This is a genomic window from Roseateles oligotrophus, from assembly GCF_025717515.1.
Taxonomy (GTDB): Bacteria; Pseudomonadota; Gammaproteobacteria; order Burkholderiales; family Burkholderiaceae_C; genus Paucibacter_A; species Paucibacter_A oligotrophus.
In genome coordinates this window covers 101,029-124,652 of sequence record NZ_JAJIRN010000009.1, presented here as the reverse complement: position 1 = coordinate 124,652, position 23,624 = coordinate 101,029, and the positions used below count along the sequence as shown (strand labels likewise).

Annotated in this window: 18 protein-coding genes; 8 read left to right on the top strand and 10 right to left on the bottom strand. The window is 62.6% G+C overall.

Annotated elements, in window-relative coordinates:
• Nucleotides 1–19: 19 nt before the first annotated feature.
• From leuS to holA, 3 genes are read left to right on the top strand one after another with little or no spacing between them, the layout of a single operon-like run.
• On the top strand, nucleotides 20–2,677 hold the full coding sequence (gene leuS / locus LNV07_RS19810; RefSeq protein ID WP_263572907.1) for a leucine--tRNA ligase: 2,658 nt from the start codon (nucleotides 20–22) through the stop codon (nucleotides 2,675–2,677).
• An 8-nt stretch (nucleotides 2,678–2,685) separates the two neighbouring features.
• Nucleotides 2,686–3,174 carry an LPS-assembly lipoprotein LptE gene (locus LNV07_RS19805; RefSeq protein ID WP_263572906.1) on the top strand — a complete coding sequence of 163 codons (489 nt, stop codon included), beginning with the start codon at nucleotides 2,686–2,688 and terminating at the stop codon, nucleotides 3,172–3,174.
• Between the two features lie 13 nt (nucleotides 3,175–3,187).
• Nucleotides 3,188–4,258, top strand: a complete 1,071-nt coding sequence (gene holA / locus LNV07_RS19800; protein WP_263572905.1) for a DNA polymerase III subunit delta — start codon at nucleotides 3,188–3,190, stop codon at nucleotides 4,256–4,258.
• A 15-nt stretch (nucleotides 4,259–4,273) separates the two neighbouring features.
• Here holA and LNV07_RS19795 read toward each other — a convergent pair whose 3' ends face one another.
• From LNV07_RS19795 to thiL, 5 genes are read right to left on the bottom strand one after another with little or no spacing between them, the layout of a single operon-like run.
• A complete protein-coding gene (locus tag LNV07_RS19795) occupies nucleotides 4,274–7,075 on the bottom strand; it encodes a sensor histidine kinase (RefSeq protein ID WP_263572904.1) in 2,802 nt (933 codons plus the stop codon).
• Nucleotides 7,076–7,097: 22 nt separating this feature from the next.
• Nucleotides 7,098–8,039, bottom strand: coding sequence for a 2-hydroxyacid dehydrogenase (locus LNV07_RS19790; protein ID WP_318013766.1), 942 nt, complete (start codon nucleotides 8,037–8,039; stop codon nucleotides 7,098–7,100).
• Complete coding sequence (locus LNV07_RS19785) at nucleotides 8,036–8,542, bottom strand: CinA family protein (RefSeq protein ID WP_397545588.1); 507 nt, start codon at nucleotides 8,540–8,542, stop codon at nucleotides 8,036–8,038. The genes LNV07_RS19790 and LNV07_RS19785 overlap by 4 nt, the downstream gene beginning before the upstream one ends.
• Nucleotides 8,542–9,087, bottom strand: a complete 546-nt coding sequence (locus LNV07_RS19780; protein ID WP_263572903.1) for a phosphatidylglycerophosphatase A family protein — start codon at nucleotides 9,085–9,087, stop codon at nucleotides 8,542–8,544. Before LNV07_RS19780 ends, LNV07_RS19785 begins: the two co-directional genes overlap by 1 nt.
• The gene (gene thiL / locus LNV07_RS19775; protein ID WP_263573121.1) at nucleotides 9,084–10,043 is read right to left on the bottom strand and encodes a thiamine-phosphate kinase; all 960 of its coding nucleotides are present in this window, start codon (nucleotides 10,041–10,043) and stop codon (nucleotides 9,084–9,086) included. Before thiL ends, LNV07_RS19780 begins: the two co-directional genes overlap by 4 nt.
• 196 nt (nucleotides 10,044–10,239) lie before the next feature.
• On the opposite strand from thiL, the gene LNV07_RS19770 reads away from it, so the two are divergent.
• The 3 genes from LNV07_RS19770 (at nucleotide 10,240) to LNV07_RS19760 (ending at nucleotide 13,637) form a co-directional block, all read left to right on the top strand.
• Nucleotides 10,240–12,534, top strand: a complete 2,295-nt coding sequence (locus LNV07_RS19770; RefSeq protein ID WP_263572902.1) for an NADP-dependent malic enzyme — start codon at nucleotides 10,240–10,242, stop codon at nucleotides 12,532–12,534.
• A gap of 330 nt (nucleotides 12,535–12,864) precedes the next feature.
• Nucleotides 12,865–13,194 (top strand): guanyl-specific ribonuclease, encoded by a 330-nt coding sequence (locus LNV07_RS19765; RefSeq protein ID WP_263573120.1) that lies wholly within the window; start codon nucleotides 12,865–12,867, stop codon nucleotides 13,192–13,194.
• Nucleotides 13,195–13,241: 47 nt separating this feature from the next.
• The gene (locus LNV07_RS19760) at nucleotides 13,242–13,637 is read left to right on the top strand and encodes a barstar family protein (protein WP_263534897.1); all 396 of its coding nucleotides are present in this window, start codon (nucleotides 13,242–13,244) and stop codon (nucleotides 13,635–13,637) included.
• Between the two features lie 243 nt (nucleotides 13,638–13,880).
• Here LNV07_RS19760 and rsmA read toward each other — a convergent pair whose 3' ends face one another.
• Genes rsmA through LNV07_RS19745 form a run of 3 tightly spaced genes read right to left on the bottom strand, consistent with a single transcriptional unit; the run spans nucleotide 13,881 to nucleotide 18,167 of the window.
• Nucleotides 13,881–14,651, bottom strand: coding sequence for a 16S rRNA (adenine(1518)-N(6)/adenine(1519)-N(6))-dimethyltransferase RsmA (rsmA, locus tag LNV07_RS19755; RefSeq protein WP_263572901.1), 771 nt, complete (start codon nucleotides 14,649–14,651; stop codon nucleotides 13,881–13,883).
• Nucleotides 14,652–14,662: 11 nt separating this feature from the next.
• Nucleotides 14,663–15,985, bottom strand: a complete 1,323-nt coding sequence (locus LNV07_RS19750; protein ID WP_263572900.1) for a peptidylprolyl isomerase — start codon at nucleotides 15,983–15,985, stop codon at nucleotides 14,663–14,665.
• A gap of 1 nt (nucleotide 15,986) precedes the next feature.
• Complete coding sequence (locus LNV07_RS19745; RefSeq protein ID WP_263572899.1) at nucleotides 15,987–18,167, bottom strand: LPS-assembly protein LptD; 2,181 nt, start codon at nucleotides 18,165–18,167, stop codon at nucleotides 15,987–15,989.
• Nucleotides 18,168–18,670: 503 nt separating this feature from the next.
• On the opposite strand from LNV07_RS19745, the gene LNV07_RS19740 reads away from it, so the two are divergent.
• Nucleotides 18,671–19,729: an aminoglycoside phosphotransferase family protein gene (locus LNV07_RS19740; protein WP_263572898.1), complete on the top strand. Its 1,059-nt coding sequence runs from the start codon at nucleotides 18,671–18,673 to the stop codon at nucleotides 19,727–19,729.
• 12 nt (nucleotides 19,730–19,741) lie between these two features.
• On the opposite strand, the gene LNV07_RS19735 is transcribed toward LNV07_RS19740, so the two are convergent.
• Nucleotides 19,742–21,217, bottom strand: a complete 1,476-nt coding sequence (locus tag LNV07_RS19735) for a M20 family metallopeptidase (protein ID WP_263572897.1) — start codon at nucleotides 21,215–21,217, stop codon at nucleotides 19,742–19,744.
• Between the two features lie 54 nt (nucleotides 21,218–21,271).
• Entirely contained in the window at nucleotides 21,272–22,138 is an 867-nt protein-coding gene (locus tag LNV07_RS19730) for an alpha/beta hydrolase (RefSeq protein WP_263572896.1), read from the bottom strand.
• 153 nt (nucleotides 22,139–22,291) lie between these two features.
• On the opposite strand from LNV07_RS19730, the gene LNV07_RS19725 reads away from it, so the two are divergent.
• On the top strand, nucleotides 22,292–23,623 hold the full coding sequence (locus LNV07_RS19725) for a hypothetical protein (protein WP_263572895.1): 1,332 nt from the start codon (nucleotides 22,292–22,294) through the stop codon (nucleotides 23,621–23,623).
• The last annotated feature ends 1 nt before the right edge of the window (nucleotide 23,624 follow it).

Sequence of the window (23,624 nt, the reverse complement as noted above, 5' to 3'; positions counted from 1 at the left end):
CTGCCCCTACAATTTGCGTATGAACGAAAAGTACGCACCTAATGAGATCGAAGCCGCCGCGCGGCAATATTGGAATTCCCGTGACGCTTACCGCGTGACCGAGGACCAAAGCAAGCCCAAGTTTTATGCCTGCTCGATGCTGCCCTACCCTAGCGGCAAGCTGCATATGGGCCATGTGCGCAACTACACGATCAACGACATGCTGGCGCGCCAACTCCGCATGAAGGGCTACAACGTGCTGATGCCGATGGGCTGGGACGCCTTCGGCCTGCCGGCCGAAAACGCCGCGATCAAGAACGCGGTGCCGCCGGCCAAATGGACCTACGACAACATCGCCTACATGAAGTCGCAGATGCAGGCGATGGGTCTGGCCATCGACTGGTCGCGCGAAATCGCCACCTGCTCGCCCGAATACTACAAATGGAACCAATGGCTGTTCCTGAAGATGCTGGCCGCCGGCATCGCCGAGCGCCGCACGCAGGTCGTCAACTGGGATCCGATCGATCAGACCGTCTTGGCCAATGAGCAGGTGATTGATGGCAAGGGCTGGCGCTCCGGCGCGACGGTCGAAAAGCGCGAGATCCCGGGCTATTACCTGAACATCGTCAACTATGCCGAAGAGTTGCTCGGCGCCGTGGCCGACCCGACGCACAAAAGCTATCTGAGCGGCTGGCCCGAGCGCGTGCGCCTGATGCAGGAAAACTGGATCGGCAAGAGCGAGGGCGTGCGTTTCGCCTTCCCGCACCAGATCAAGGGCGCCGACGGCGCGCTGATCCAGGACGGCCGCATGTATGTGTTCACGACGCGCGCCGACACCATCATGGGCGTGACCTTCTGCGCCGTGGCTCCTGAGCATCCGCTGGCCACGCATGCGGCCGCCGGCAATGCCGACCTTCGCGACTTCATCGCTGAGTGCAAGAGTGGTGGCACGACCGAAGCCGAACTTGCCACGCAAGAGAAAAAGGGCAAGCCTACCGGCTTGTTCGTCACGCACCCGCTGACCGGCGCTCAGGTCGAGGTCTGGATCGGCAACTATGTGTTGATCGGCTATGGCGACGGCGCCGTGATGGGCGTGCCCGCGCATGACGAACGTGACTTCGAATTCGCACAGAAGTACGGCCTGCCCATCAAGCAAGTCGTTGGCGTTGAAGGTGAGAGTTATGACCTGGCCAAGTGGGCCGATTGGTACGGCGACAAGCAGCGCGCCGTCTGCATCAACTCCGGCGAGCTGGACGGCCTGACGCACAAGGTGGCCGTAGCCAAGGTCGCCGAGCTGGTCGGCGCCAAGGGCCTGGGCGAGCTGAAAACCACCTGGCGCCTGCGCGACTGGGGCATCAGCCGCCAGCGCTACTGGGGCACACCGATCCCGATCATCCATTGCGCCGACTGTGGCGCGGTGCCGGTGCCCGAGAAGGATCTGCCGGTCGTCTTGCCCGAGGAATGCATCCCCGACGGCAGCGGCAACCCGCTCAAAAAGCACACTGGCTTCCTGAACGTCGCCTGCCCCAATTGCGGCAAACCGGCGCAGCGCGAAACCGACACGATGGACACTTTTGTCGATTCGTCCTGGTATTTCATGCGTTATTGCGACGCGCAGAACAAAGACGCGATGGTCGGCGCCGGCACCGACTACTGGATGGGCGGCGCCGGCAATGGCAGCCCCGGCATGGACCAGTACATCGGTGGCATCGAGCATGCGATCCTGCACCTGCTGTATGCGCGCTTCTGGACCAAGGTGATGCGCGATCTGGGCCTGGTCAAGATCGACGAACCGTTCACCAAGCTGCTGACGCAAGGCATGGTGCTGAAGGGCGCCTTCTCGCGCAAGCCGGCCGACGCGGGCAAGAACTATTACTGGGAAGATGAGGTCGAGGTCGAACTCAACGCGCATGGCCAGATCATCGGCGGCAAGCTCAAGGCCGATGGTCTGCCGCTGGAGTACGAGCTGACGACGATGTCCAAGTCCAAGAACAACGGCGTCGACCCGCAGGCCTTGATCGACCAATACGGCGCCGACACCGCCCGCCTATTCGTGATGTTCGCCGCCCCGCCGGAGCAAACGCTGGAATGGAACGATGCCGGCGTCGAGGGCGCGCATCGCTTCCTCAAGCGGGTCTGGGCCTTTGGCGTCAAGCAAGAGGCCGCCATCAAGACCGGTGGCCGCGACTTTGCCGCCTTGAATGGCGAGGGCAAGGCGCTGCGCCGCGAGGTGCATCTGGTGCTCAAGCAGGTCAGCTATGACTACGAGCGCATGCAGTACAACACCGTGGTGTCGGGCGCGATGAAGCTGCTCAATGCCTTGGAAGCATTCAAGTCGCAAGGCCAGGACGCGGCCGTGCGCGAGGGCTTCTCGGTGCTCTTGCGCCTGCTCTACCCGGCCTGCCCGCATATCGCGCACACCTTGTGGCAAGACCTCGGCTTTAGCGACGCTTTGGGCGATCTGCTCGACACCGCCTGGCCGCAAGTCGATGAAGCCGCGCTGGTGCAAGACGAGATCGAGCTGATGCTGCAGGTCAACGGCAAGCTGCGCGGCGCGATCCGCGTGGCGGCCGGCGCCGACAAGGCGACGATCGAGGCAGCGGCCCTGGCGAGCGAGGACTTCATCAAGTTCTCCGAAGGCAAGCCGGCCAAGAAGGTCATCGTCGTGCCGGGCCGTTTGGTCAATCTGGTCGTCTGAAGCGGCTCATGCAGCGTCGACATCTTTTGACTGCCCTGAGCGCAGGCCTCGCTGGCTGCGGCTTCGAGTTGCGGCGCGAGCCCGAGCTGCTGTTTCACAGCCTGGCGATCAGCGGCATCAAGCCCGATTCGGCGATGGCGGCCGAGCTGCGCCGCCAGCTCTCGCGCACCTCGGTCCTGCTGATGGAAGACGCCAACAAGGCGCAGCTGGTACTGGTGGTGCTCAAGGATGTGCGCGAGCGCTCGGCGGTTGTGTCGACCACCGCCGGCCAGGTGCGTGAATGGCAGCTCAGGCTGAACTTCGACTTCATGCTGCGCACGCCGAATGAGGAGTTGCTGCTACCCCGCACCGAGCTGCGCATGGTGCGCGAAATGAACTTTCGCGAAACCGATGCGCTGGGCAAGGAGCAAGAAGAAGCGCAGCTTTACCGCGCCATGCAGTCCGACGCGGTCGCGCAGGTGATGCGCCGCCTGGCCGCCGTGCGCGTGCCTTCCTGAGCCCCGCCACATCATGCAACTGCGCGCCGACGCCCTCGCCCCCCAGCTCGCCAAAGGCCTGCGGCCCATCTACACCGTCTATGGCGATGAGCCGCTCTTGATTCAAGAAGCGGCCGATGCAATCCGCGCGGCGGCGCGCGCGCAAGGCTATGGCGAGCGCAAGGTTTTCACCGTCGCCGGCGCCCATTTCGACTGGGCGCAGGTGCTCGGTGCGGCGCAGTCGCAGAGCCTGTTTGCCGAGCGCCAGTTGATCGAGATCCGCATTCCGTCAGGCAAGCCCGGCAAGGAAGGCTCCGAGGCGCTGCAGCGTTACTGCGCACGCCTGCCCGAGGATGTGGTGACGCTGGTCAGCCTGCCCAAGCTGGACAAGACGCAGACCGGCAGCGCCTGGTTCACCGCGCTGGACGGCGCCGGTGCCTCGGTGCGGGTCGACCCGGTCGAGCGGCGCGCGCTGCCACAGTGGATCGCCCAGCGCCTGGTGGCGCAGGGCCAACGCGTTGCCGACGGCGAGATGGGTCAGCGCACGCTGGCCTTTTTTGCCGACCGGGTCGAGGGCAATCTGCTCGCCGCACATCAGGAGCTGCAAAAGCTCGCGCTCTTGCACCCCAAGGGCGAGCTGAGTTTCGAGCAGATCGAATCGGCCGTTTTGAACGTGGCGCGCTACGACGTCTTCAAACTCAGCGAGGCGGTCTTGGGCGGCCAGGTCGCGCGCGTGCTGCGCATGTTGGAAGGCCTGGAAGCCGAGGGCGAGGCCGCCGTGCTGGTGCACTGGAGCCTCTCAGAAGACATTCGCGCGCTCAAGCGCGTGCGCGATGCGGTCGATGCCGGCAAGCCGCTGCCAATGGCGATGCGCGAGTCACGCGTGTGGGGGCCCAAAGAGCGCCTGTTCGAGCGCATCGTGCCGGGCCTGCAGGCGGCAGATTTGACCCGCTTGGTCGCCGCGGCCCAGGTCTGCGATGGCCTCGTCAAGGGCTTGCGCCACCCCGACTGGCCGCAAGACGCCTGGATGGGCCTGCGCCGGCTGGCCTTGATGCTGGTGGAAACGACCGCAGCGCGCGGGCCAAAACTGGCGCTGCAAAGTTAGGGCGAGCCTCGCCCTTCAGGGTGCCGCTCGCGGCAGCCCAAGCCTGAAACAGCTGCCTACGCCTTCTTGGCTGCTCACGCCCAAGCTGCCGCCCAGCACATGGGTCACCAGGTTATGCCCAATACTGAGCCCCAGCCCGGAGCCACCTTGGCCAAACTTGGTGGTGAAAAAGGGGTCGAAAACACGCTCCAGCATGGCCGGACTCATGCCCACACCGTCGTCCCGCACCCACAAGTCAAAGCGCCCATCTTCGGCGGCCTCGGCTCCAAGCTCGATCCGGCCACCAACGCGGCCTTCAAACGCATGCAGCAGGGCATTGCTGATCAAGATGATCAAGACCTGACTCAATGCGCCAGGATAACTGTCTAGCTGCATGCCCGCCGGCACATTCAATTGCAGTTGCCGCCCGGCACGGCTGATTTGCATCGCCATGGTCTGCCCGCATTGCTCGCACAGCTCAGCCAAATCGAAGCGCCGCCGCTGCTCCGAGCTGCGATCCACCGCCACCTGCTTGAAGCTGCGCACCAGCGCAGCGGCGCTTTCCATGCTTCGATTGATGACAGCAAGACCATCGACGGCACGGCTGGCGTATTGCTGCCATTCCGAGCGTTTGAGTGCTTGCTGCTCGACCTGGCGCGAAAAGTCCTGCGTCGCATCAAGCAAGGTGCTGGCAATCAGCAGGCTATTGCCGATCGGCGTGTTCAGCTCATGCGCCACGCCGGCCACCATCGAACCCAGGGCGGCAAGCTTCTCCTGGGCCATCAACTGCTTCTGCAAATCGCTCAGGCGCTGATAGGCTGCGGCGTTATCCAGCGCGATCGCAATATAGGAGCAGAGGCTGCGGAAAATGATTTGCTGGCGCTCACCAAAGGCACCGACGCGCGGCGACTGTATGGTCATCACACCAGTCACCCGCTCACCCACCTGCAGCGGCACGAAGATGACGCTTTGCTGGGACGAGGTGCCCGGCACCTGTTCACCCAGGCCGGCACTGCTGGCATCGCCAAAAAGAAACTCCTTGCGTTCATTCACGCAGCGCACCGTCAGCGAACGCGGCGAACTCATCGGGATCGGCGGATCAACAAAGCCAACTCCATCCTCCATCCCGAAGGCGCAGTTGAGTTGTTGGCCCTTCGCATCGAGCAAATAGATCGCCATGCAGGGCGCGTCCAGCAGCGCGTGTATATGGCGCTCCATGACCTCAAAGATGCGCTCGGCCACCAACTCATTGGTGATCTCCTGACCTATCTGGCCGAGATGGAGCAGCACTTCATGCGAATCATGCAGCAACTGAAAACGCGCCGCCTCTGACTCGGCCAAGCGGCGCAGATGCTCGCTCTCGGCACGGGCACGCTCGATTTGATGATGCGCCTGCAAAGCGCTGGAGCGCTTTGCAGCCTCCTCATTGAAGCTGCGCTGGCGCCCCTCGCTGGCCCGCAATGAATGGAGATAGGCCCGCTCGAAGTCGCCCACCCGCGCGTAAGCCTTCGCAGCCGCATCCAAGAGCTTGGGCGGCGGGGTAAAGCCTTCCATGGTCGAGGCCCTCTGCAGGGCCAATTCGTACCAAGCCAGCGTCTTGCGATGCGGCTCCAACTCGGCGATCGAGGCACCCTCGTCGCGTTGGATGTCGGCCAAGACCCACAGCAGGTCCAGCTCCGCACTCGGTTCATGCTGCGCGCGCGCCAGCTGCAAACCAAGTTCGGCCTGCTCGCACGCAAGCGCAAACTGCGCTTGCATCAGCGCCGCGCGGGCCAAGCCCAGACGGGCGTTGATCTGCAAGTCCAGCGAGCACACGGCGATGCCCGCCTGCATCAAGGCCGTAAACGCCTGCTGCGCAGCAGCCGCTTGGCCCGAATCAAGCTCGGTGTGGCCCAGATAGCTCAAGGCCAGCGCATGGGTGCGACTGCTGGGCTGCGCCCCAGTCAAGGCCAAGCATTCCACCAGCAGATCACGGGCGTCGTTCAATTGCTCCAGGTGCCGCAGCGCTTCGCCGGTATGCGCCAGACACAGACTGATCATGCTGGGCCAGCGTGCCGAACGCGACAAATCCAGCCCCCGTTTGAGCCACTCCATCGCGGTCTGGAAGTCGCTCATCTTTGTATAGGTGTGGCCCAGATTGGTGGCCAGCGTGATGGCGCGGCGGATTTGGCCGGTCTGCATGGCCAACTCGAACGCCTCCGACCATGCCTTGATGGAGTGCAATAGCTGGCCCGTCATGGCCGCCAGCAAGCCCCGAAAATCCGCCAGCGCAGCCTCCGCCATGGCGGACTGCGCTTGGCCCTCAGCGGGCAAGTATTTCAGCCAATGGCTCTCGGCCGCTGCTTGATCGACAAATATTTCTGCTCGCGCCAGATTCGCTTGAAACAACAGGCTGCGCTGACCATCTCCGCCACGCTCGGCCCAGTCTATGGCCAAGCTCAACTCGGCCCGCAGGCCGGTGGAGTCGCCCAGGTCTGCGGCCAAGTAATGGGCCAGCCAATGCAGGTCGGCCAAGCCCAGGCTGTCAGACAAAGACTCGAACAAGCCCCGCGCCTGCGCCAGCTGAGTCGCCGCCTGATCCATTTGACCCAAGAGCAGATGCGCCTCTGCTCGCAGCAGGCTCAGCCTTGCACGGGTGCGGGAGATCTCGGCAGCGGGCCAGTCGGTGGAGTCCAGCAAGCCCTCCACATCCATCGCATAGGCCAGCGCGCGACGCGTGTCGCGCTGACGCAAGCTCCAGGCCAGCAGCAGGCGCTCTTGCGTCGTCTCGACGGCGCCGCCTGCGGCGAGCATCGATTCCCAATGCACAAGGCTTGAATCCGCCGAACAGAACTCCATTCCTAGCCTCCCGGGCGGCCCTTCAGTAACCCTGCTGCCGCTGGACCAAATGTTGCAGGGTCGCCCCCGCGCGCAAGGCAAGAATATTGCGCTTCACCACGGCAACCGCGCTGCGCGGGTCGGTCTGCGCGGCGCAATGCGGCAGCACAGTCACCTTAGCATGCTGCCAAAAAGGATGCTCGCTGGGCAGCGGCTCCTGCGCGAACACATCAAGCACGGCGCGACGCAAATGCCCCCGGTCCAGCGCGGCCAGCAAATCAGCCTCGACCACATGGGCGCCACGCGCCAGGTTGACCAGACTCGCGCCCGGCTTCATCGCCGCGAAGCGCGCAGCGTCAAAGAAACTGCGGGTCTGCTCGGTCAGGGGCAGCAGGTTGATCATCACATCGGCCTGCGCCAAGCCCAGGCTCAGGCCTGCCTCGCCCTGCAAGGACTGCACGCCGTCAAGCCGGGCGGGACGCCGGCTCCAGGCGCTGACCTTATAACCCTGCAACGCCAAGCCTGTCGCCACTCGCCCCCCTAACTCGCCGGCCCCCAACACCAAGACCCGCCATTCGGCCGCCCTCGGCTGAGCCGGTTGCCGCCATTCGCGACGGGCTTGCTGCGCCAGCACATCGAAGAAGCCACGCTGCAAGGACAGCACGGCCCACAGCGCCGTGTGCACCATCGCCTCGTTCATCGCCGGGTCCACCATGCGGGCCAGGGGCACATCGGGAGGCAGGGTCAGGTCTTGCATCAGGCGCTCAACCCCCGCCCACAGCGACTGGATCAAGCGCAGATTCGGCAGCCCGCCGAGGCTGCCCGGCTCGGGGTTGGCGACGATGGCGACTTCAACTTCGGCGGCCTCGGCAGGATTGCTCGGCGGGGCCAGCAGCCATTGCTCATCGGGCATGGCGGCTTGCAGCAAGGCCAAACAGCCATCCCGCTCGGCGGCGCTCCAACGCCCCAGCAACAGCAGACTCATTCGTCTTTGTCTTCCACCGCCTCGCACAGCGCCAGCAAGCCGGCTCGAAGGGTGGCGGTGCGCACCGCATGGCGATCACCGGGGAACAACTCCTGCCAGACCTTGGGAGGCGAACCGGCATGCACCAGCGCCAGCCAGACGGTGCCGATCGGCTTGTCGGCACTACCGCCGGTCGGCCCTGCGATGCCGGTGACCGACAAGGCCCAGTCAATCGGCGCATGCGCCAGCAGACCGCGCGCCATATGCAGCGCCACTTCGCCGCTGACCGAGCCGTGCAAGCCGATCAGCGCGGCGGGAACGCCCAGCAACTCGGTCTTGGACTCATTGCTATAGCTAACCACGCCTCGCTCGAACCATTGGCTGGAGCCCGACAAGCTGGTGCAGGCCGCCGCGATCAGGCCACCGGTACAGGACTCGGCCGTGCCCATTTTTTCGCGCCGCTGCGTCAAAGCGACGCCGATGCGATCGATCAACTCTTGCTCTTCGGGAAACAGCATGCTCATCACCCCCAGATAAAGCGCCACAGCGCGATGACCATAAGCGTACATCCTGCGGCAACAAAGTCGTCGAACAAAATGCCCCAACCTTGCGCCCAGCCAACCGGCCGGCCGCGCTCGCCCTTGAACAACTGATCGGCCCAGCCGACCGGGCCAGGTTTGGCCGCATCGAAGTAGCGGAACAGCGCAAACGCAATCAACTGCACCCAGAAGCCGACCGGCGAGATCAGCCACAGGATGAGCCAAAAGGCGACGATCTCGTCCCAGACGATGGCCCCGGGGTCGGGTATTGCCATGTGGCGCGCCGTCATCGTGCAGGCCCACCAACCGACCAGCGTGCTGGCCACGATCAACGCCGCCCATTGGCCATCATGTAGCCAAGGGTTGATGATCACAAAACTCAGCCAGGCCCAGAGCGTGCCGACGGTGCCGGGCGCCTTGGGCGACAGGCCGCTGCCGAAGCCCAAGGCGATCCAGCGCGCCGGATGGCCCAGCATGAAACGCGCGGTGGCACGGCGCGGCGCGGCGGACTCTGTTGCAAATTCGCTCATGATTTGAAATGGTCAAAACTGCTGAATTGGTGCGGCAAGACCTGACCCTGGGCATCCAGGAGCCGCAGACCCAGCTCGGCCTCGATGCGCCCGATCAAGGTCACCGGCGTGCCGCTTGGCTCGGCGGCGCGCAGCACCGCAGCGCGCTGCTCGGGCGCAGCGGTGAATACCAGCTCATAGTCATCGCCCCCGGCCAAGCCGCATTCGCGCCGTATGGCCTGCGCCTGCGCCGCGAGCACGGCGCTGCAAGGCAGCAGATCAACATCCAGGCGAGCCCCGACACCGGAGCGCTGCAGGATATGGCCGAGGTCGCCGATCAAGCCATCCGAGACGTCGACGGCGCTGTGAGCGATGCCGCGCAAAGCCTGGCCCAGCGGGACGCGGGGCTGCGGGCATTCCATCGCCCGCCGCACTTGTTCGAATTGCTCGCCGCTCAGCGCGAGCTTGCCCCGAAACACTTCGAGCGCCAAGCGCGCATCGCCCAATTGACCGGACACATAGATGTCGTCGCCGACCCGCGCGCCGCTGCGCAACAGAGCCATGCCGGCCGGCGCCTCGCCCATCACCGTAATGCTGATGTTCAGCGGGCCTTGGGTGGTATCGCCGCCTACCAGGGCGATGCCATGGGCATCGGCCAAGGCGAACAAGCCTCTGGAGAAACCGGACAGCCAAGTCTCATCGGCACGCGGCAAAGCCAGGGCCAAGGTAAAAGCGCGCGGTGCGGCACCACAGGCAGCAAGGTCGCTGAGGTTGACGGCCAGAGCCTTGTGACCCAGCCGCTCGGGATCTACCGTCGATAGAAAATGCCGGCCCTCGACCAACATATCGGTCGACACCAAGCATTGCATGCCCGGCGTCGGCGCCAGCACCGCGCAGTCGTCGCCAATACCGAGCACGACGCCGGCCTGGCTTTGCTCGCGCACAAAAAAACGCTTGATCAGATCGAATTCACCCATGCCCGGATTCTCGCCCGAGTCCAGCAGCGGCCCGGCAAGTAAAGGTCGCAAATACGCATTTCCGCGTATAGCCGCGCCCGCGCCGAGCGCTGACACTTGTGCCACCGCAGCAATGCCAATCTGCGCACTCCTACAATCAAATGGCTCGCTCGTCGAGCAAAGCAAGTCTTCACTGGCCCGCCAAGAGAAATCGCCCATGCCCACGTCCGAACAGAAGAACGCCCAGTTTCGCCAAGCAGCGCTTGAGTATCACGAGTTCCCGACGCCGGGCAAGATCGCGATCGCGGCGACCAAGCAGTTGGTCAATCAGCGCGACCTGGCGCTGGCCTACTCGCCGGGCGTGGCGGCTGCTTGCGAAGAAATCGTCGCCGACCCGGCAAACGCGTTCCGCTATACCTCGCGCGGCAATCTGGTCGCCGTGGTCACCAACGGCACCGCCGTCTTGGGCCTGGGCGATATCGGCCCGCTGGCCTCCAAGCCGGTGATGGAAGGCAAGGGCGTGCTGTTCAAGAAGTTCGCCGGCATCGACGTGTTCGATCTGGAAATCCAGGAGCGCGACCTCGACAAACTGGTCGACATCATTGCCGCGCTGGAGCCGACCTTCGGCGGCATCAATTTGGAGGACATCAAGGCGCCGGATTGCTTCTATGTCGAGCGCAAGCTGCGTGAGCGGATGAAGATCCCGGTCTTTCATGATGATCAGCATGGCACGGCCATCGTCGTCGGCGCGGCTTTTCTGAATGGTCTGAAGGTCTTGGGCAAGGACATCAAGCAGGTCAAGCTGGTGACCTCGGGCGCGGGCGCCGCGGCGCTGGCCTGCCTGGGCCTGCTGGTCAAGCTCGGCCTGCCGAAAGAGAATATCTGGGTCACCGATCTGGCCGGCGTGGTCTATGAGGGCCGGGTCGAATTGATGGACCCCGACAAGGCCGGCTTCGCGCAGAAGACCGATTTGCGCAGCCTCAGCGATGTCATCGCGGGCGCGGACATCTTCCTGGGTCTGTCGGCCGGGGGCGTGATGAAGCCGGAGATGGTCGCCAAGATGGCCGAACGCCCGATGATCTTCGCGCTGGCCAACCCGACGCCCGAGATCACGCCCGAAGCGGTCAAGGCCGTGCGCAGCGACGCCATCATGGCGACCGGACGCACCGACTATCCGAATCAGGTCAACAACGTCCTCTGCTTCCCCTACATCTTCCGCGGTGCGCTGGATTGCGGCGCGACGACCATCACCGATGAGATGGAGATTGCCGCCGTCCATGCGATCGCCGAGTTGGCGCAGGCTGAGCAGAGCGAGGTGGTGGCTGCGGCCTATGCCGGCGTCAATCTGAGCTTTGGGCCCGAGTATCTGATCCCGAAACCCTTTGATCCGCGCTTGATGATGAAGATAGCGCCGGCGGTGGCACTTGCCGCCGTCGCTGCGGGCGTCGCCCAGCGGCCGATCAAGGACATGGAGGCCTACCGGGAAAAGCTGCAGAGCTTTGTCTACGCCTCGGGCACGACGATGAAGCCGATCTTCAACGTCGCCAAACGCGCCAAGAACAAGCGCGTCGCCTATGCCGAGGGGGAAGAAGAACGCGTGCTGCGCGCGGTCCAGGTGGTGATCGACGAGGGTCTGGCCAGACCGACCTTGATCGGTCGCCCTGCCGTGATCGCCGAGCGCTGCGAGCGTTTCGGCCTGCGTTTGCAAGAAGGCCGCGACTACGACATCGTCAACGTCGAGGAAGACCATCGCTATCGCGACTACTGGCAGACCTATCATCAGATGACCGAACGCAAAGGCGTGACGGCACAGCTGGCCAAGATCGAGATGCGCCGCCGCCTGACGCTGATCGGCTGCATGATGCTGCACAAGGATGAAGTCGACGGCATGCTCTGCGGCACGTGGAGCAACACCGCCATGCATTTGCACTACATCGATCAGGTGATAGGCAAGCGCCCCGGCGTCAAGACCTTTGCCTGCATGAATGGCTTGATCTTGCCGGGCCGCCAGGTGATGCTGGTGGACACCCATGTCAATTACGACCCGACCGCCGAGCAGCTGGCCGAAATTACCGTGATGGCAGCGGAAGAAATGATGCGTTTTGGTCTGCGGCCCAAAGCGGCGCTGCTGTCGCACAGCAATTTCGGCTCCAGCAATCAACCTTCGGCGGTCAAGATGCGCGAGGCGCTGGGCTTGATTCGGTCGGCCGCACCTTGGCTGGAAGTGGACGGCGAAATGCACGGCGATACCGCGCTGGACGCCGCCTACCGCAAGGACTTGATGCCGAACAGCACGCTCAGCGGTGAAGCCAACCTCTTGGTGCTGCCAAACATCGACGCCGCCAATATTTCCTACAATCTGCTCAAGACGGCCGCCGGTGGCGGCATCGCGATTGGGCCGGTCTTGCTCGGAGCGGCCAAGCCCGTCCATGTGCTGACGCCATCTGCAACCGTTCGTCGCATCGTCAATATGACGGCCTTGACGGTCGCAGATGCGAACGCGGCGCGCTGAAAACGCTTGACCGAGGCTCAGGTCGCGCACCGAATTTGTGCATAAAAAGGGCGCTTTCACGGAGTTTTCATAAATGTTTGCGAGGGCTTACAGAGCCCTCGCAAAGATAAAAAACTTCGGCCACACAAACTTATAACAGCATGTGTGCGCTCACAAACAAAAGAACAATATTGCCCTAATGGCTAGCGAAGCGCTTGAGCTTTTCAAGCGTTTTAGTTACCATTGTGTTTTCAGGAACAGGGTAAACCCGTGTCTTTGCTCTCTCGACCACATCCGTGGTCCGCTTGGCGAGAATCAGTCCTAGCCGCTTTATTGTTGGCAACGGTTTCGATCAACGTTCAAGTGCAGGCCAAAGAAACGCTTGCCTCGCTGGAGATAGTCGCCTTGTCGGCACTGCCTCGTGAAGCCCAGAAAACGCATCAGCTGATCCACGCCGGGGGGCCATTCCCTTACGACAAAGACGGCATCGTTTTCGGGAATCGCGAGCGCATCTTGCCTAAACATCCAAGAGGCTATTACCGTGAGTACACCGTCCCTACGCCCGGCTCCCGCAATCGCGGTGCAAGGCGTATGGTGTGCGGAGGCAAACCCCCTAGCAATCCTGATGTTTGCTATTACACCGGCGACCACTATTCTTCGTTCAAGCGCGTTGAGCAGTGAATCGATGGTGATGAAAAGTTCTGAGACTATATAGGAGGATCGCGACCATGCTTTTGCAGACCGTCCGTCCCAATATCGTGCAGGCCATAAGGGCCTATCGCGTAGAGGACTTGATGCACGCCGCACAGGATGCTGGACAGCATTTCTTGTACGCCAATCTGACCGAGGCGCAGTCCAAGCAGGATGTGCTGGAAGGGATCGCGCAAGCGTTTCTGTTTCCAGCCCATTTCGGCAAGAACCTTGACGCCCTGCATGATTGCATGACCGATCTGGTGCACAAGTCCGGCGCTCAGCCTGGCTTCGTCGTCGTTCTGGAGCAACTGCCCGATAACGCCAAGTTTGATCGTGAAGTGCGCGAGCAACTGCTTGATGTCTTCCGAGAGGCGGCCGATTACTGGGCCGACCGAAAGGTTCAGTTCAGGTGCTTCTATTCTTTTCAGTAGCCCGCTCACAAGACAACGCGTCTTGGGAGCGGGCTACCGAAGAGGCCGCAGCTGCCCCGGTCAAGCCGGCAGCAAAGAATTCCAAAGCAGCAGCCAATGCGAACTTTGGAATGAATATGCCGATGATGAGCAGCGCTTTCGACACGGCCATGTGGCTTAACGCCGCCTGACTCTCGCATCGAAGCAAAAAAAGGGGCCCCGAGGGGCCCCTTTTCCATTTTCGCAATGAATCTTCTTTTTCGTTCAATCCGCCTTGGCCAAAACCTGCGCCAGCGCTACAAACTCCGCCACCGGCACCTCCTCGGCACGGCGCTGCAAATCGAACTGCCCGGCAAAGCCACGCGTAGACAGCCAAACACCCAGGCTATGGCGCAGAAGCTTGCGTCGCTGTGAAAACGCGACCGCCACCATTTCGCCGAACAATTTGCGATCCAACTCAGGCGGCTTCGCATAGGGCTGCATGCGCACAATCGCCGATTCGACCCGCGGCGGCGGATCGAAGGCGCTCGGCGGCACATCCAGCACCGACTCGATCGCATAACGCCACTGCAACATCACCGTCAGGCGGCCGTAATCCTTGCAGCAGGGCGAGGCCGCCATGCGGTCAACCACTTCCTTTTGCAGCATGAAATGCTGATCGACGACATGCTCAACATAGCCCAGCAGATGAAACAGAATCGGGCTGGAGATGTTGTAGGGCAGGTTGCCAACCACTCGCAAGCGCTGGCCCTTTTCGGCGGCGAGGGCCGCAAAATCAACCTTCAGCACATCTGACTCGATGACCTCAAGGCCGGCGCGGGTACGCAGCTTGGCGGCCAAATCGCGGTCCAACTCGATCACCGTCAGCGGCTTGATACGGTCCAACAAGGGTATCGTCATCGCGCCCAAGCCCGGCCCGATCTCGACCACGGTCTCGCCGTTCCTTGGGTCGATCGCATCAACAATCGATTGAATGATGTTGACGTCGGTCAGGAAATGCTGGCCGAAGCGTTTGCGCGCAATATGTTGTGCCATCTAAGCGGACCTCAATCCAACCACTCGCGCATTTCGACATAGGCCCGCGAGCGCAGATCCTTGACCCACTCAAGATAGGCCTCTTCGTACTTGCCTTCGCGCAGCGCAGCTTTCGCCTGCTCACGCAAGGCCTTCATCTCGATTTCGACCGAACGGCGCTCGACCACCTGTATCAAATGCACCCCAAAGCGAGAGGGCACCGGGTCGGAAATACCGCCCAGCGGCAAGGCATTCATGGCCGACTCGAACTCGGGCACAAACGCGCCGGGGCCCATCCAACCCAGATCACCACCCTCGGGCGCACTGCCATCCTCGGAGTTGGCACGCGCCACATCCTCAAAAGTGGTACTGCCGCTGGCAATCGCGCGCTTGAATTCGGCCAAGCGGCGCGTCGCAACTTCAGCGCTCAGCTGAGCCGAAGGACGCAGCAGCACATGCCGGGCATGGGTTTGTGTCACCGTCGTCAGCGATCCGCCACCTTGGCGCTCGACCATTTTCAAGACGTGAAAGCCGGCGCCGGAGCGCAGCAATTTAGGACTCAACTCGCCGCTCTTCAAGCCCACCATGGCTTGCACAAACAAGTCCGGCAAACGGTCCGCCGGGCGCAGGCCAAACTCACCGCCGCGCTCCTTGGTCGCGTCGTCGGAAACCTCGCGGGCCAGTTTACGGAAGTCTTCACCAGCTTTGGCGCGCTCCAGCACAGCCTCGGCGCGTGCTTGACGCTCTGCAATCACTGCATCGGATGCACCGTCCGGCACCTTGACAAGAATATGCGCCAGATTCATTTGCCCGGCACTGCTCGACTGCTCCTTGCGCTTTTCCAGATAGGCATCGATGTCGCCATCGGTAATCCGGATGCGCGCCTGAACTTCGCGTTCACGCACTCGCTCGGTCATCATCTGATCACGCAGATTTTCCCTGAAAGTGCGGAAATCTGTGCCGTCCTGCTTGAGCCGCTCCAGCAGTTGCGGCATGGTCAGCTTGTTCTGCGCTGCCACATTGCTGACCACCCGGTCCAACTCGGGCTCGTCCACCTTGCCGCTGGTTTCACGCGCGTGCGTGACCAAGACCCTATCATCGATCAAAGCATCTATGGCCTGCTTGTGCAGTGCCGCGGGGTCGGGCATGGCCACGCCCCGGCGCTTGGATTCCTCGCGCAATTGCAAGGTCCTTTGCACCACCTCGCTGGCCGCCACCACATCTTGGTTGACCACGGCGGCAATATAGTCACCGGGCTTCAGCTCGATGGGGCGCGGCTGAGCCAAAGCCGTTTGGCTCGACTGCAGGCCCATCAATAAAGTTGCACCGAACAGAGTCAGGGATCGAATCGACATATCAGTCATAAGGAGCTTCAGGGCTTGCCGAGCGATCATTGCTCAGCCGTCGGTAACCGGGGATATTGTCCCTCAAGACCTTGAGTGCGTTGGAACCCAGCTGGGACAGGCCCACCAGCTCCAACTGCAGCATCAAGCGCGTATTGGTTTCTGCGCGTCCGGTCGATAGGCGCTCGGCCCCAACCCTGAACACCCAGCAACCGGCGTCATACTCAAAACCGAGCACCGAGTCGGTCAGTTTTCTATCGAACATACTGTACTGGACTCGGCCCGCGCTATACCAGGCACCACCACAGCCAGCGCCATCGCGCTTCGGCGCAGCATCTTGGCCATAAATAGGCCATTGCCACGCCAACTCGACCTGCTCACTCTGGCCCCGCGTCAACCGATAAGCCATGCTGATGGTACGGAATGGTCCGGGCGCATAACGCGCCCGCATGATGGTGCGTACCGGGCGACTCTCGTTCGGATTGAACTGAACCGAGCCGTCCGTCCACCATTCCGGGCGCAAATGTGCGGAACCCAGCAACAGCAGATCGGAAAAGCGCTGCGTCACCGCCTCGCCATCCGGCGTGACCTGTTGGTCGCGGAACAAATAGCGCTGCACCAAACCCAAGCGCAAGAGCTCGGCTCCTTGCAAATTGTCAACCCAGCGACTCACCACACCGGCGGTCAGTTGGTGGGCATCGGAAACCCGGTCAATGCCGGAAAATTGATTCGAGGAATAGATCGAATCAAAGTTGAAATCCTTGGCGGCCGAGTCAAAGTTCGGGAACTGCTGCTGAGCTCGATAAGGCGTATTGACGTACAGCAGGCGTGGCTCCAGGGTCTGGGTCAACTGGCGGTCGGACACGCTGGTTTCCCGCTCGAACACCCAGCCATGGTCAACGCTGAAGGTCGTGACCGTGCGGCCTATCGACCTACGCCCATCGGCCTGCGCCTGATCCAATCCGTATTGCGCGGCATTGATCTCCAGTCGAGGAATCAGCCACCAGGCCGCCCCACCCATCGGTGCGCTGACATGCGCCAGCATATGAGCGCGCTGCCCCGTCTGATTCTGCGTCGGCAGGGCGCTGGGCGGCAAGTCAAAGCGGTTGTATTCGACCTCCATCGAGCCCTCCAGCCGGCTCTTGCGTCCCCAGGGCCGGAAGCCCTCAAGGACCGCGTCGTCGGACGCAGACGTCAAGCGCAGGCCGACCTGCGGTGAGCGCTGATACGGCGAGGCAAACTGGGCTTGTGCATCCAGTCCCTGCAGCACTTGCCAGTGCTGCATTCGAACGTAGGAATGCACCTCGCCCCAACTCGACTGCTGCCGCCGGTCGAACTGCAAGTCGGTCGGTAATAGGCGCTCTGTCTGCGTGTGCAGGCGCGAAGGCATATCCTTCCAATAGTCATCGTCGGACGCCCGCTCCGCACCGAGTCGGTAACGCCAATCCCGTATCAATTCGCCGTTCTGAGCCAAATTCAATGCCCAACGCGAGCGCCCCATCAGCCGGTCATACGGCAACAAGGCCAGCTTGACGACGCCGGCGTCTCGCGGCTCCAGATATCGGAATTCACTGTCCAGGCCGAGCCCGCGACGCGTCATCACAAACGGTGTCAAGGTGGCGTCCCGTTGCGGCGCAATATTCCAGTAATACGGCATGCCGAATTCAACGCCGCTGCGGTTGTCGACACTGAAACTCGGCGGCAGCCAGCCCGATTTGCGCCCCAGTCCGAGCGGAAAACTCAAGCTCGGTGCGGGCAGGATCGGCACCCCGTAAAAGCGCAAGACCGCGCCGGTGGCAACGCCAACATTGCCATCGAAGTCGAGCTCCAACTTGCTGGCCCTCAACTCCCAGGGCAGGTCTTTTCCGTCCTCCTGCGCCGGGCAACTGCTGTAGGTGCCCTCGAAGATAGAAACATTGCCAGGGCCGGCAAATTTGACCCGCTCGGCCCGGCCCCGGCCACCCGTCAAGGAAAGGAAATAGTTTGGGGCCAGGAACTCGCCCTCGAAACGATTGACATAGAGCTGCAACTCCGGGCCGCTGAAAACATTGCCTTCGCGATTGACCTCGACATTGCCGACCGCCCGCGCAAAGTCTTCGACCTGCTCGTAATTCAAGCGATCGGCTTTCAGCAAGAGTTCGCCGGAACGCAGCTCGACCGCACCCTCCGCGTTCGACTCTTGGTCCAAGCGCATGCTCAATTTTTCTGCGCCTATGACCAGGGCTTGCTTACCGCCACGCTTGGCCTTGCCGCTCAGAGTCTTCACCGGCCGAAGGCGCAGCGGCTCGCTGTTGGATTCTTTGACCGCCGCTTTGACAGGCGGAACAAGTGCTACCGCCGCAGCCACTTGAGCCCGGACTCCCGCCCCGGCAAGCAGCATAGGCACGCACAGCAAGCTCAACCAAGGCCGGCAGCGTGCGGTCGGCACAGCGCCCGTCACATCGGTCGACATAAGGGTTGAAACGGGATGGGCGAAACGAGCCAAGGGGATGGGCAAAGACGTTGACAATGGGCGCGGCACAGCGTCGGCGGGCAGCTTGAAAAAAGGCTTGAGGAGACCGCAGCACGCACTTGGCGCGCGCCACGCGGGCACGGCGCCGAGCCTGTGCTCGCGGTTTGTAAAATCCATTATCCATGAGGCCGTAAAAAGCCCTCACTAGCCAACCCATTCCTCCCTCAATGCCTAGCGCCCCGCACATGAATTCGATCATTTGGCCCAGCAAGATCCGAGAACAGCATTTTCAGGGCTGGCTCCAAAAGCTGGTGCCGCTGCACGAACTGCGACCCGAGAGCCTGCAACTCGCCAGCGCCGACGCCAGCACGAGACGCTATTTGCGCATCGGCGGCAAGGCCGGCAACAGCTTCATCGTGATGGACGCACCGCCCGAGAGCAACGATGTGCGCCCCTTCATCGGGATCGCACGACATATGTCCACCGACTGTGGCCTGCATGTGCCGGAAATATTCGCCGCCGACGAAACTTTGGGCTTTTTACTGCTCAGCGATTTTGGCGATCTAAGCTACCTGAAGGCCCTGCAAGCCGCCGAACCGGCCGAGGCAGACCGCTTGATGCGCGCCGCCACCCAGACCCTGCTGCAGTGGCAGCTGAAAGGTGACCCGGCCCGTTTGCCGGCCTTTGATGAGAGCTTCGTGCGCCGGGAGTTGCAGATCTTTGTCGACTGGTGCGTCGAGCGCGAATATGGCCGCCAGTGGAGCGAGACCCAGCTGAAATGGTGGGAGCACAGCTGCAAGGTCTTGGTCAACAACATCGCCGAGCAGGCCCAAGTGCCCATGCACCGCGACTTCATGCCGCGCAATCTGATGGTTTGCAAAGCCGGCGATGACTCGCTGCGGGTTGGTGTGCTGGACTTCCAAGACGCCGTGCGCGGCCCCATCGGCTATGACCTGATCTCCTTGCTGCGCGATACCTTCATTTCCTGGGACGAGGAGCAGGAACTCGATTGGGCCGTCCGCTACTGGGAGCAAGCGCGCCGCGCCGGCTTGCCCGTGGACCCGGACTTCGGCGAATTCTGGCGCCAGGTCGAGCTGACCGGCCTGCAGCGCCACCTGAAGATTCTGGGCCTGTTCTGCCGCCTCAAGCACCGCGACGGCAAACCCTCCTACGCAGAGGATCTACCGCGCTTCTTTGCCTATGCGATCAAGGTCTCGACCCGTTATGTGCAACTGTCCCCGTTGACCCATTTGCTGCAGGATCTACAGGGGACCATGGTCGAGACCGGCTTCACCTTGCGATAGCCCTGTTGCAGCTCAGGGGTGGGCAGCCATGACCTGGGCGACCGCAGCCGTCAGGCGCTTGCCGTAGGGCACATGCAGGAACTCGTTCGGGCCATGGGCATTGCTCTTCGGGCCAAGCACGCCGCAGACCATCATCTGCGCCGCCGGGAAGCCCTTTTGCAGCATGCTCATCAAGGGGATCGTGCCGCCCTGGCCGATATAGCCGACCGGCGCTCCAAAATGCGTTTCGCTGGCCTGATTCAAGGCCTGGCTCAGCCAAGGCGACAGATCGGGCGTATTCCAGCCGGTCGCACCATAAGCACCGGCCCGGCCATCGGGCACGAACGTAACCTTGGCGTTGTACGGTGCATTGTCTTCCAGCAAGGCCTTCAAACGCAGCGCAGCGTCGTTGCCGTCAATCAGCGGCGGCAGGCGCAGTGACAGCTTGAAAGCGGTGAAGGGCCGCAAGACGTTGCCGGCACTGCTCATCTCCGGGAAGCCGTCCACACCGGTGACCGACAGCGTTGGCCGCCAAGTGCGATTGAGCAAGACCTCGACCGGCTCGGCCGTCATCGGCAAGACCGGGCCACCGTCGGCACCGCAAGCCCAGGGCAGGCGTTTATAGACCTCATCCTTGAGCAAGGCCGCCGTGGCCTTGGCCTGCTCGACGCGGTTGGCAGGAATATCGCAATGGAAACTCTCGGGCAGCAAGCGACCGGTCTTGGAGTCTTCCAAGCGGTCCAACACCTGCCGCAGCACCCGGAACGATGAGGGCACGACGCCCGAACCATCACCGGAGTGGATGCCTTCGGTCAAGACCTCGACCTTCAGCACGCCGCTGACCATACCGCGCAGCGAGGTGGTCAGCCACAACTGACCGTAATCGCCGGCGCCGGAATCCAAGCAAACCACCAGCGACACATTGCCAAGCCGCTCTTTCAGCACGTCGAGGTAAGCCGGCAGGTCGTAGGAGCCCGACTCCTCGCAGGTCTCGATGATGCCGACGCAGCGCGGCCGCGGGATGCCTTGCTTGTCGAGCGCCATGATGGCGGTCAAGGAGGCGTAGACCGCATAACCGTCATCGGCGCCGCCGCGCCCATACAACTTGCCGTCCTCGTACTTGGGTGTCCAGGGGCCCAGATCACTGCGCCAGCCGCTGAACTCGGGCTGCTTGTCCAGGTGGCCGTAGAGCACGATGGTGTCGGCGCTGTCCAGCTTGGTGGCCGGCACCTCGAAAAAGATGATGGGCGTGCGGCCTTCGAGACGAATCACCTCCAGCTTGAGTCCGGCCACCTTCTTGCTCTCGACCCAGCCGGCGGCGTCGCGCAGCACTTTTTCGATATGACCATGGGCGGCCCAATCGGCATCGAACATCGGGCTCTTGGCCGGGATGGCGATGTACTGGGTCAGCGCGGGGACGATTTCATCGTCCCAAACTTGCGCCGCAAAATCGGCGATGGCGGTGGCTTGATCGGGCTGCAGGGGCAAGGAGTGGTCGCGAGCATTCATGATGGGATTCCAGCTTATGGCGGGGAGACCCCAATCTTAAAACACAGGCCAGGTCTAGCCGAAACGCGCCGCCAGCCAGTTTTGCAGGCGAGCGAACACCTGTTCGCGTTCCGGCTCGTTGAATATTTCATGAAACAAGGGCTCAAAACAGTGCGCGTTGACCAGCGCCGCCGGCGCATTGGCGGCGAACTCGGCGGTACCGGCGGGTGCCACGCATTTATCACTGCCGGCCCAAATTAGCAGCGTCGGCACCACCCAGTCGGCGGCATGTTGGCGCACCAACTCACCACCGTCCACGACCGCTCGCGCCAAGGTCGGCGTAATGCGGTCATGCACCAAGGGGTCGTCGATATAGGCTTTGACCACAGCCGCGTCGCGCGAGATCCATTTGGTCTTGAGTCCATTGCCGACCGCCAAATGCGGCGCCAGCGCCACGCCTATCGCCAATTGCAGACGCTGGAAACCCGACATGCCAGGATCCAGCGCGGGCGAGCTCAAGACCAGCGCATCGATCGGTCGGAACCACATCGGCAATTGCCCGCCACTGCTGGCGGCCAAGCCGCCGGCCACGAAACGTGACGCCACCAGGCCGCCCATGCTGTGCCCGAGCAAAATCAAAGGGCTGCGCCCGAGTTGAGGGTCAAGCCGCAACTCATCAATCACCAAGGCGAGGTCCCGCAACAGGCATTCGCCATCGACGACATCGCCGCGCGGGCCGCCGGACGCGCCGTGACCGCGCTGGTCGTAGCCGACCACATGCCAGCCCCAGCTGTTCAGCCGCGCCGCCAGCGTCTCATAACGTCCAATATGCTCGCCCAGACCATGAACGATCAGCACCGTGCCACGCGCCGGTTCCATACCGGGCTTGCTCCATTGCCGCCAGTGCAGCGGTACGCCATCGTCACATCTCAAGGTTCGCATGGGCTGAAGTGTAGGCAGGCTGAGCCGCCTGGCAACTCAGGGCTTGCCCGGTCGGTAGAACTACGCAAACAGCCGTCATACAAGCGACAAACAAGGCCCGATGCGACGCCGCGCGGCTCTACACTGGCGACCGTTGACAAGCCCACTCATCCGATGAGATCTCTACTTACCCTGTTGCTTAGCCTGCTGTTGGCCGCTTGCGCCGCGCCCAAGTACACCGTCGATGATGGGCGTAAGGTTGATGAAGGCCTGCTCGCCAATATCCGCTCTTATGGCAGCGGCGAGCAGAGCCTGCGGCCAGCCATTGTGCGCAGTGCCGCGCTCAAGGATCCGAAATGCGACCGCCAATGGGAATTGCCCTTTGCGGTGGCCACCAGCTACGGCTGGGCCGAAAACGACCGCGTCGCCTGGGTGCGTGGCCTGAACGTGGATGAGCGACTGACGGTGGTGGCCGCGGCGCCCAATTCACCGCTCAATCCGGGCGACAAGCTCCTGGCGGTAGCGGGCAAGAAGGATGAGGACAGCGAAAGCCTGCTGGCCAAACTGGCCGACGCACGCGATGCCGGCAAGCCGTTTTTCGTCACGCTCAGCAGCGGTGCCAACCGCGCCGTCAGCCCGTTCGAGGTCTGCCGCGGCTACGCTCGCCTGGCGCCGCCCAACACCCCGGAGGTGCAGGACTATCACTGGCTGCTGAGCCTGCATTCGCTCGAAATCTCGAAAGCCCAGCTCAGCGAAGACGAAGCCTTGTGGGCCGTGCTGTGGACGCAAGGCCTGTCCGAAGAGGGCGGCGCACGCATGAAGACCTATCACTACGGCACCAAGATCGTCGGCACGCTCTACAACCTCGCCACGCTCGCCACAGGTCTGCATGGCGCGGCCTTGGCGGCCGAGGCCGCGGTCAGCGCGGCCAAGGTGGCGGCCAAATCGGTCGCCTCCGAAATCGTCAAGCAGCAGTTGATCGAGCAAGGCAAGGCCTTGGCGGCGCAACGTATCCGCGAAGGCCTGATCGATGCCGGCAAGGAGCTGACCAAGCAACAAGTGATGAACGGGCTGCAGGCGGCGGCGGTCAATCGCAGCTCGCTTTCGGGGGTTGCCTGGGTAGCTTCCACCGTATTTGACCAAGCCGATCAATGGGCATTCGAGCGCGCTGAGAAACTCGGCGCCGATCCCTTGGCCGGCTTCAGCTTGCACCAAAAGTTGCTGGAGCGAAGCCTAGCCGGCAATGCCTTTGCCCTCGACATTGAGCGCCTCGAGGCGCTCAGCAAGCTGGCCAAGACCAAGGGCATGGATGCGCAAGTTCAGGCCATTCTGCGCGGCTTCAAGGCGAGCGATTTGGCGCTCGAGATTGGCGCCATGCCGCTGGCCTCGGCCCCGTCGGGCTTCTCCTTTGAGAGCGCCACCGACCCCGGCAGCGCTCAATTTTCACGCGGCCTGATTGACGCCATGCTGGACATTCCGACCGAGTCGGGCGGCCATAAAAAATGAC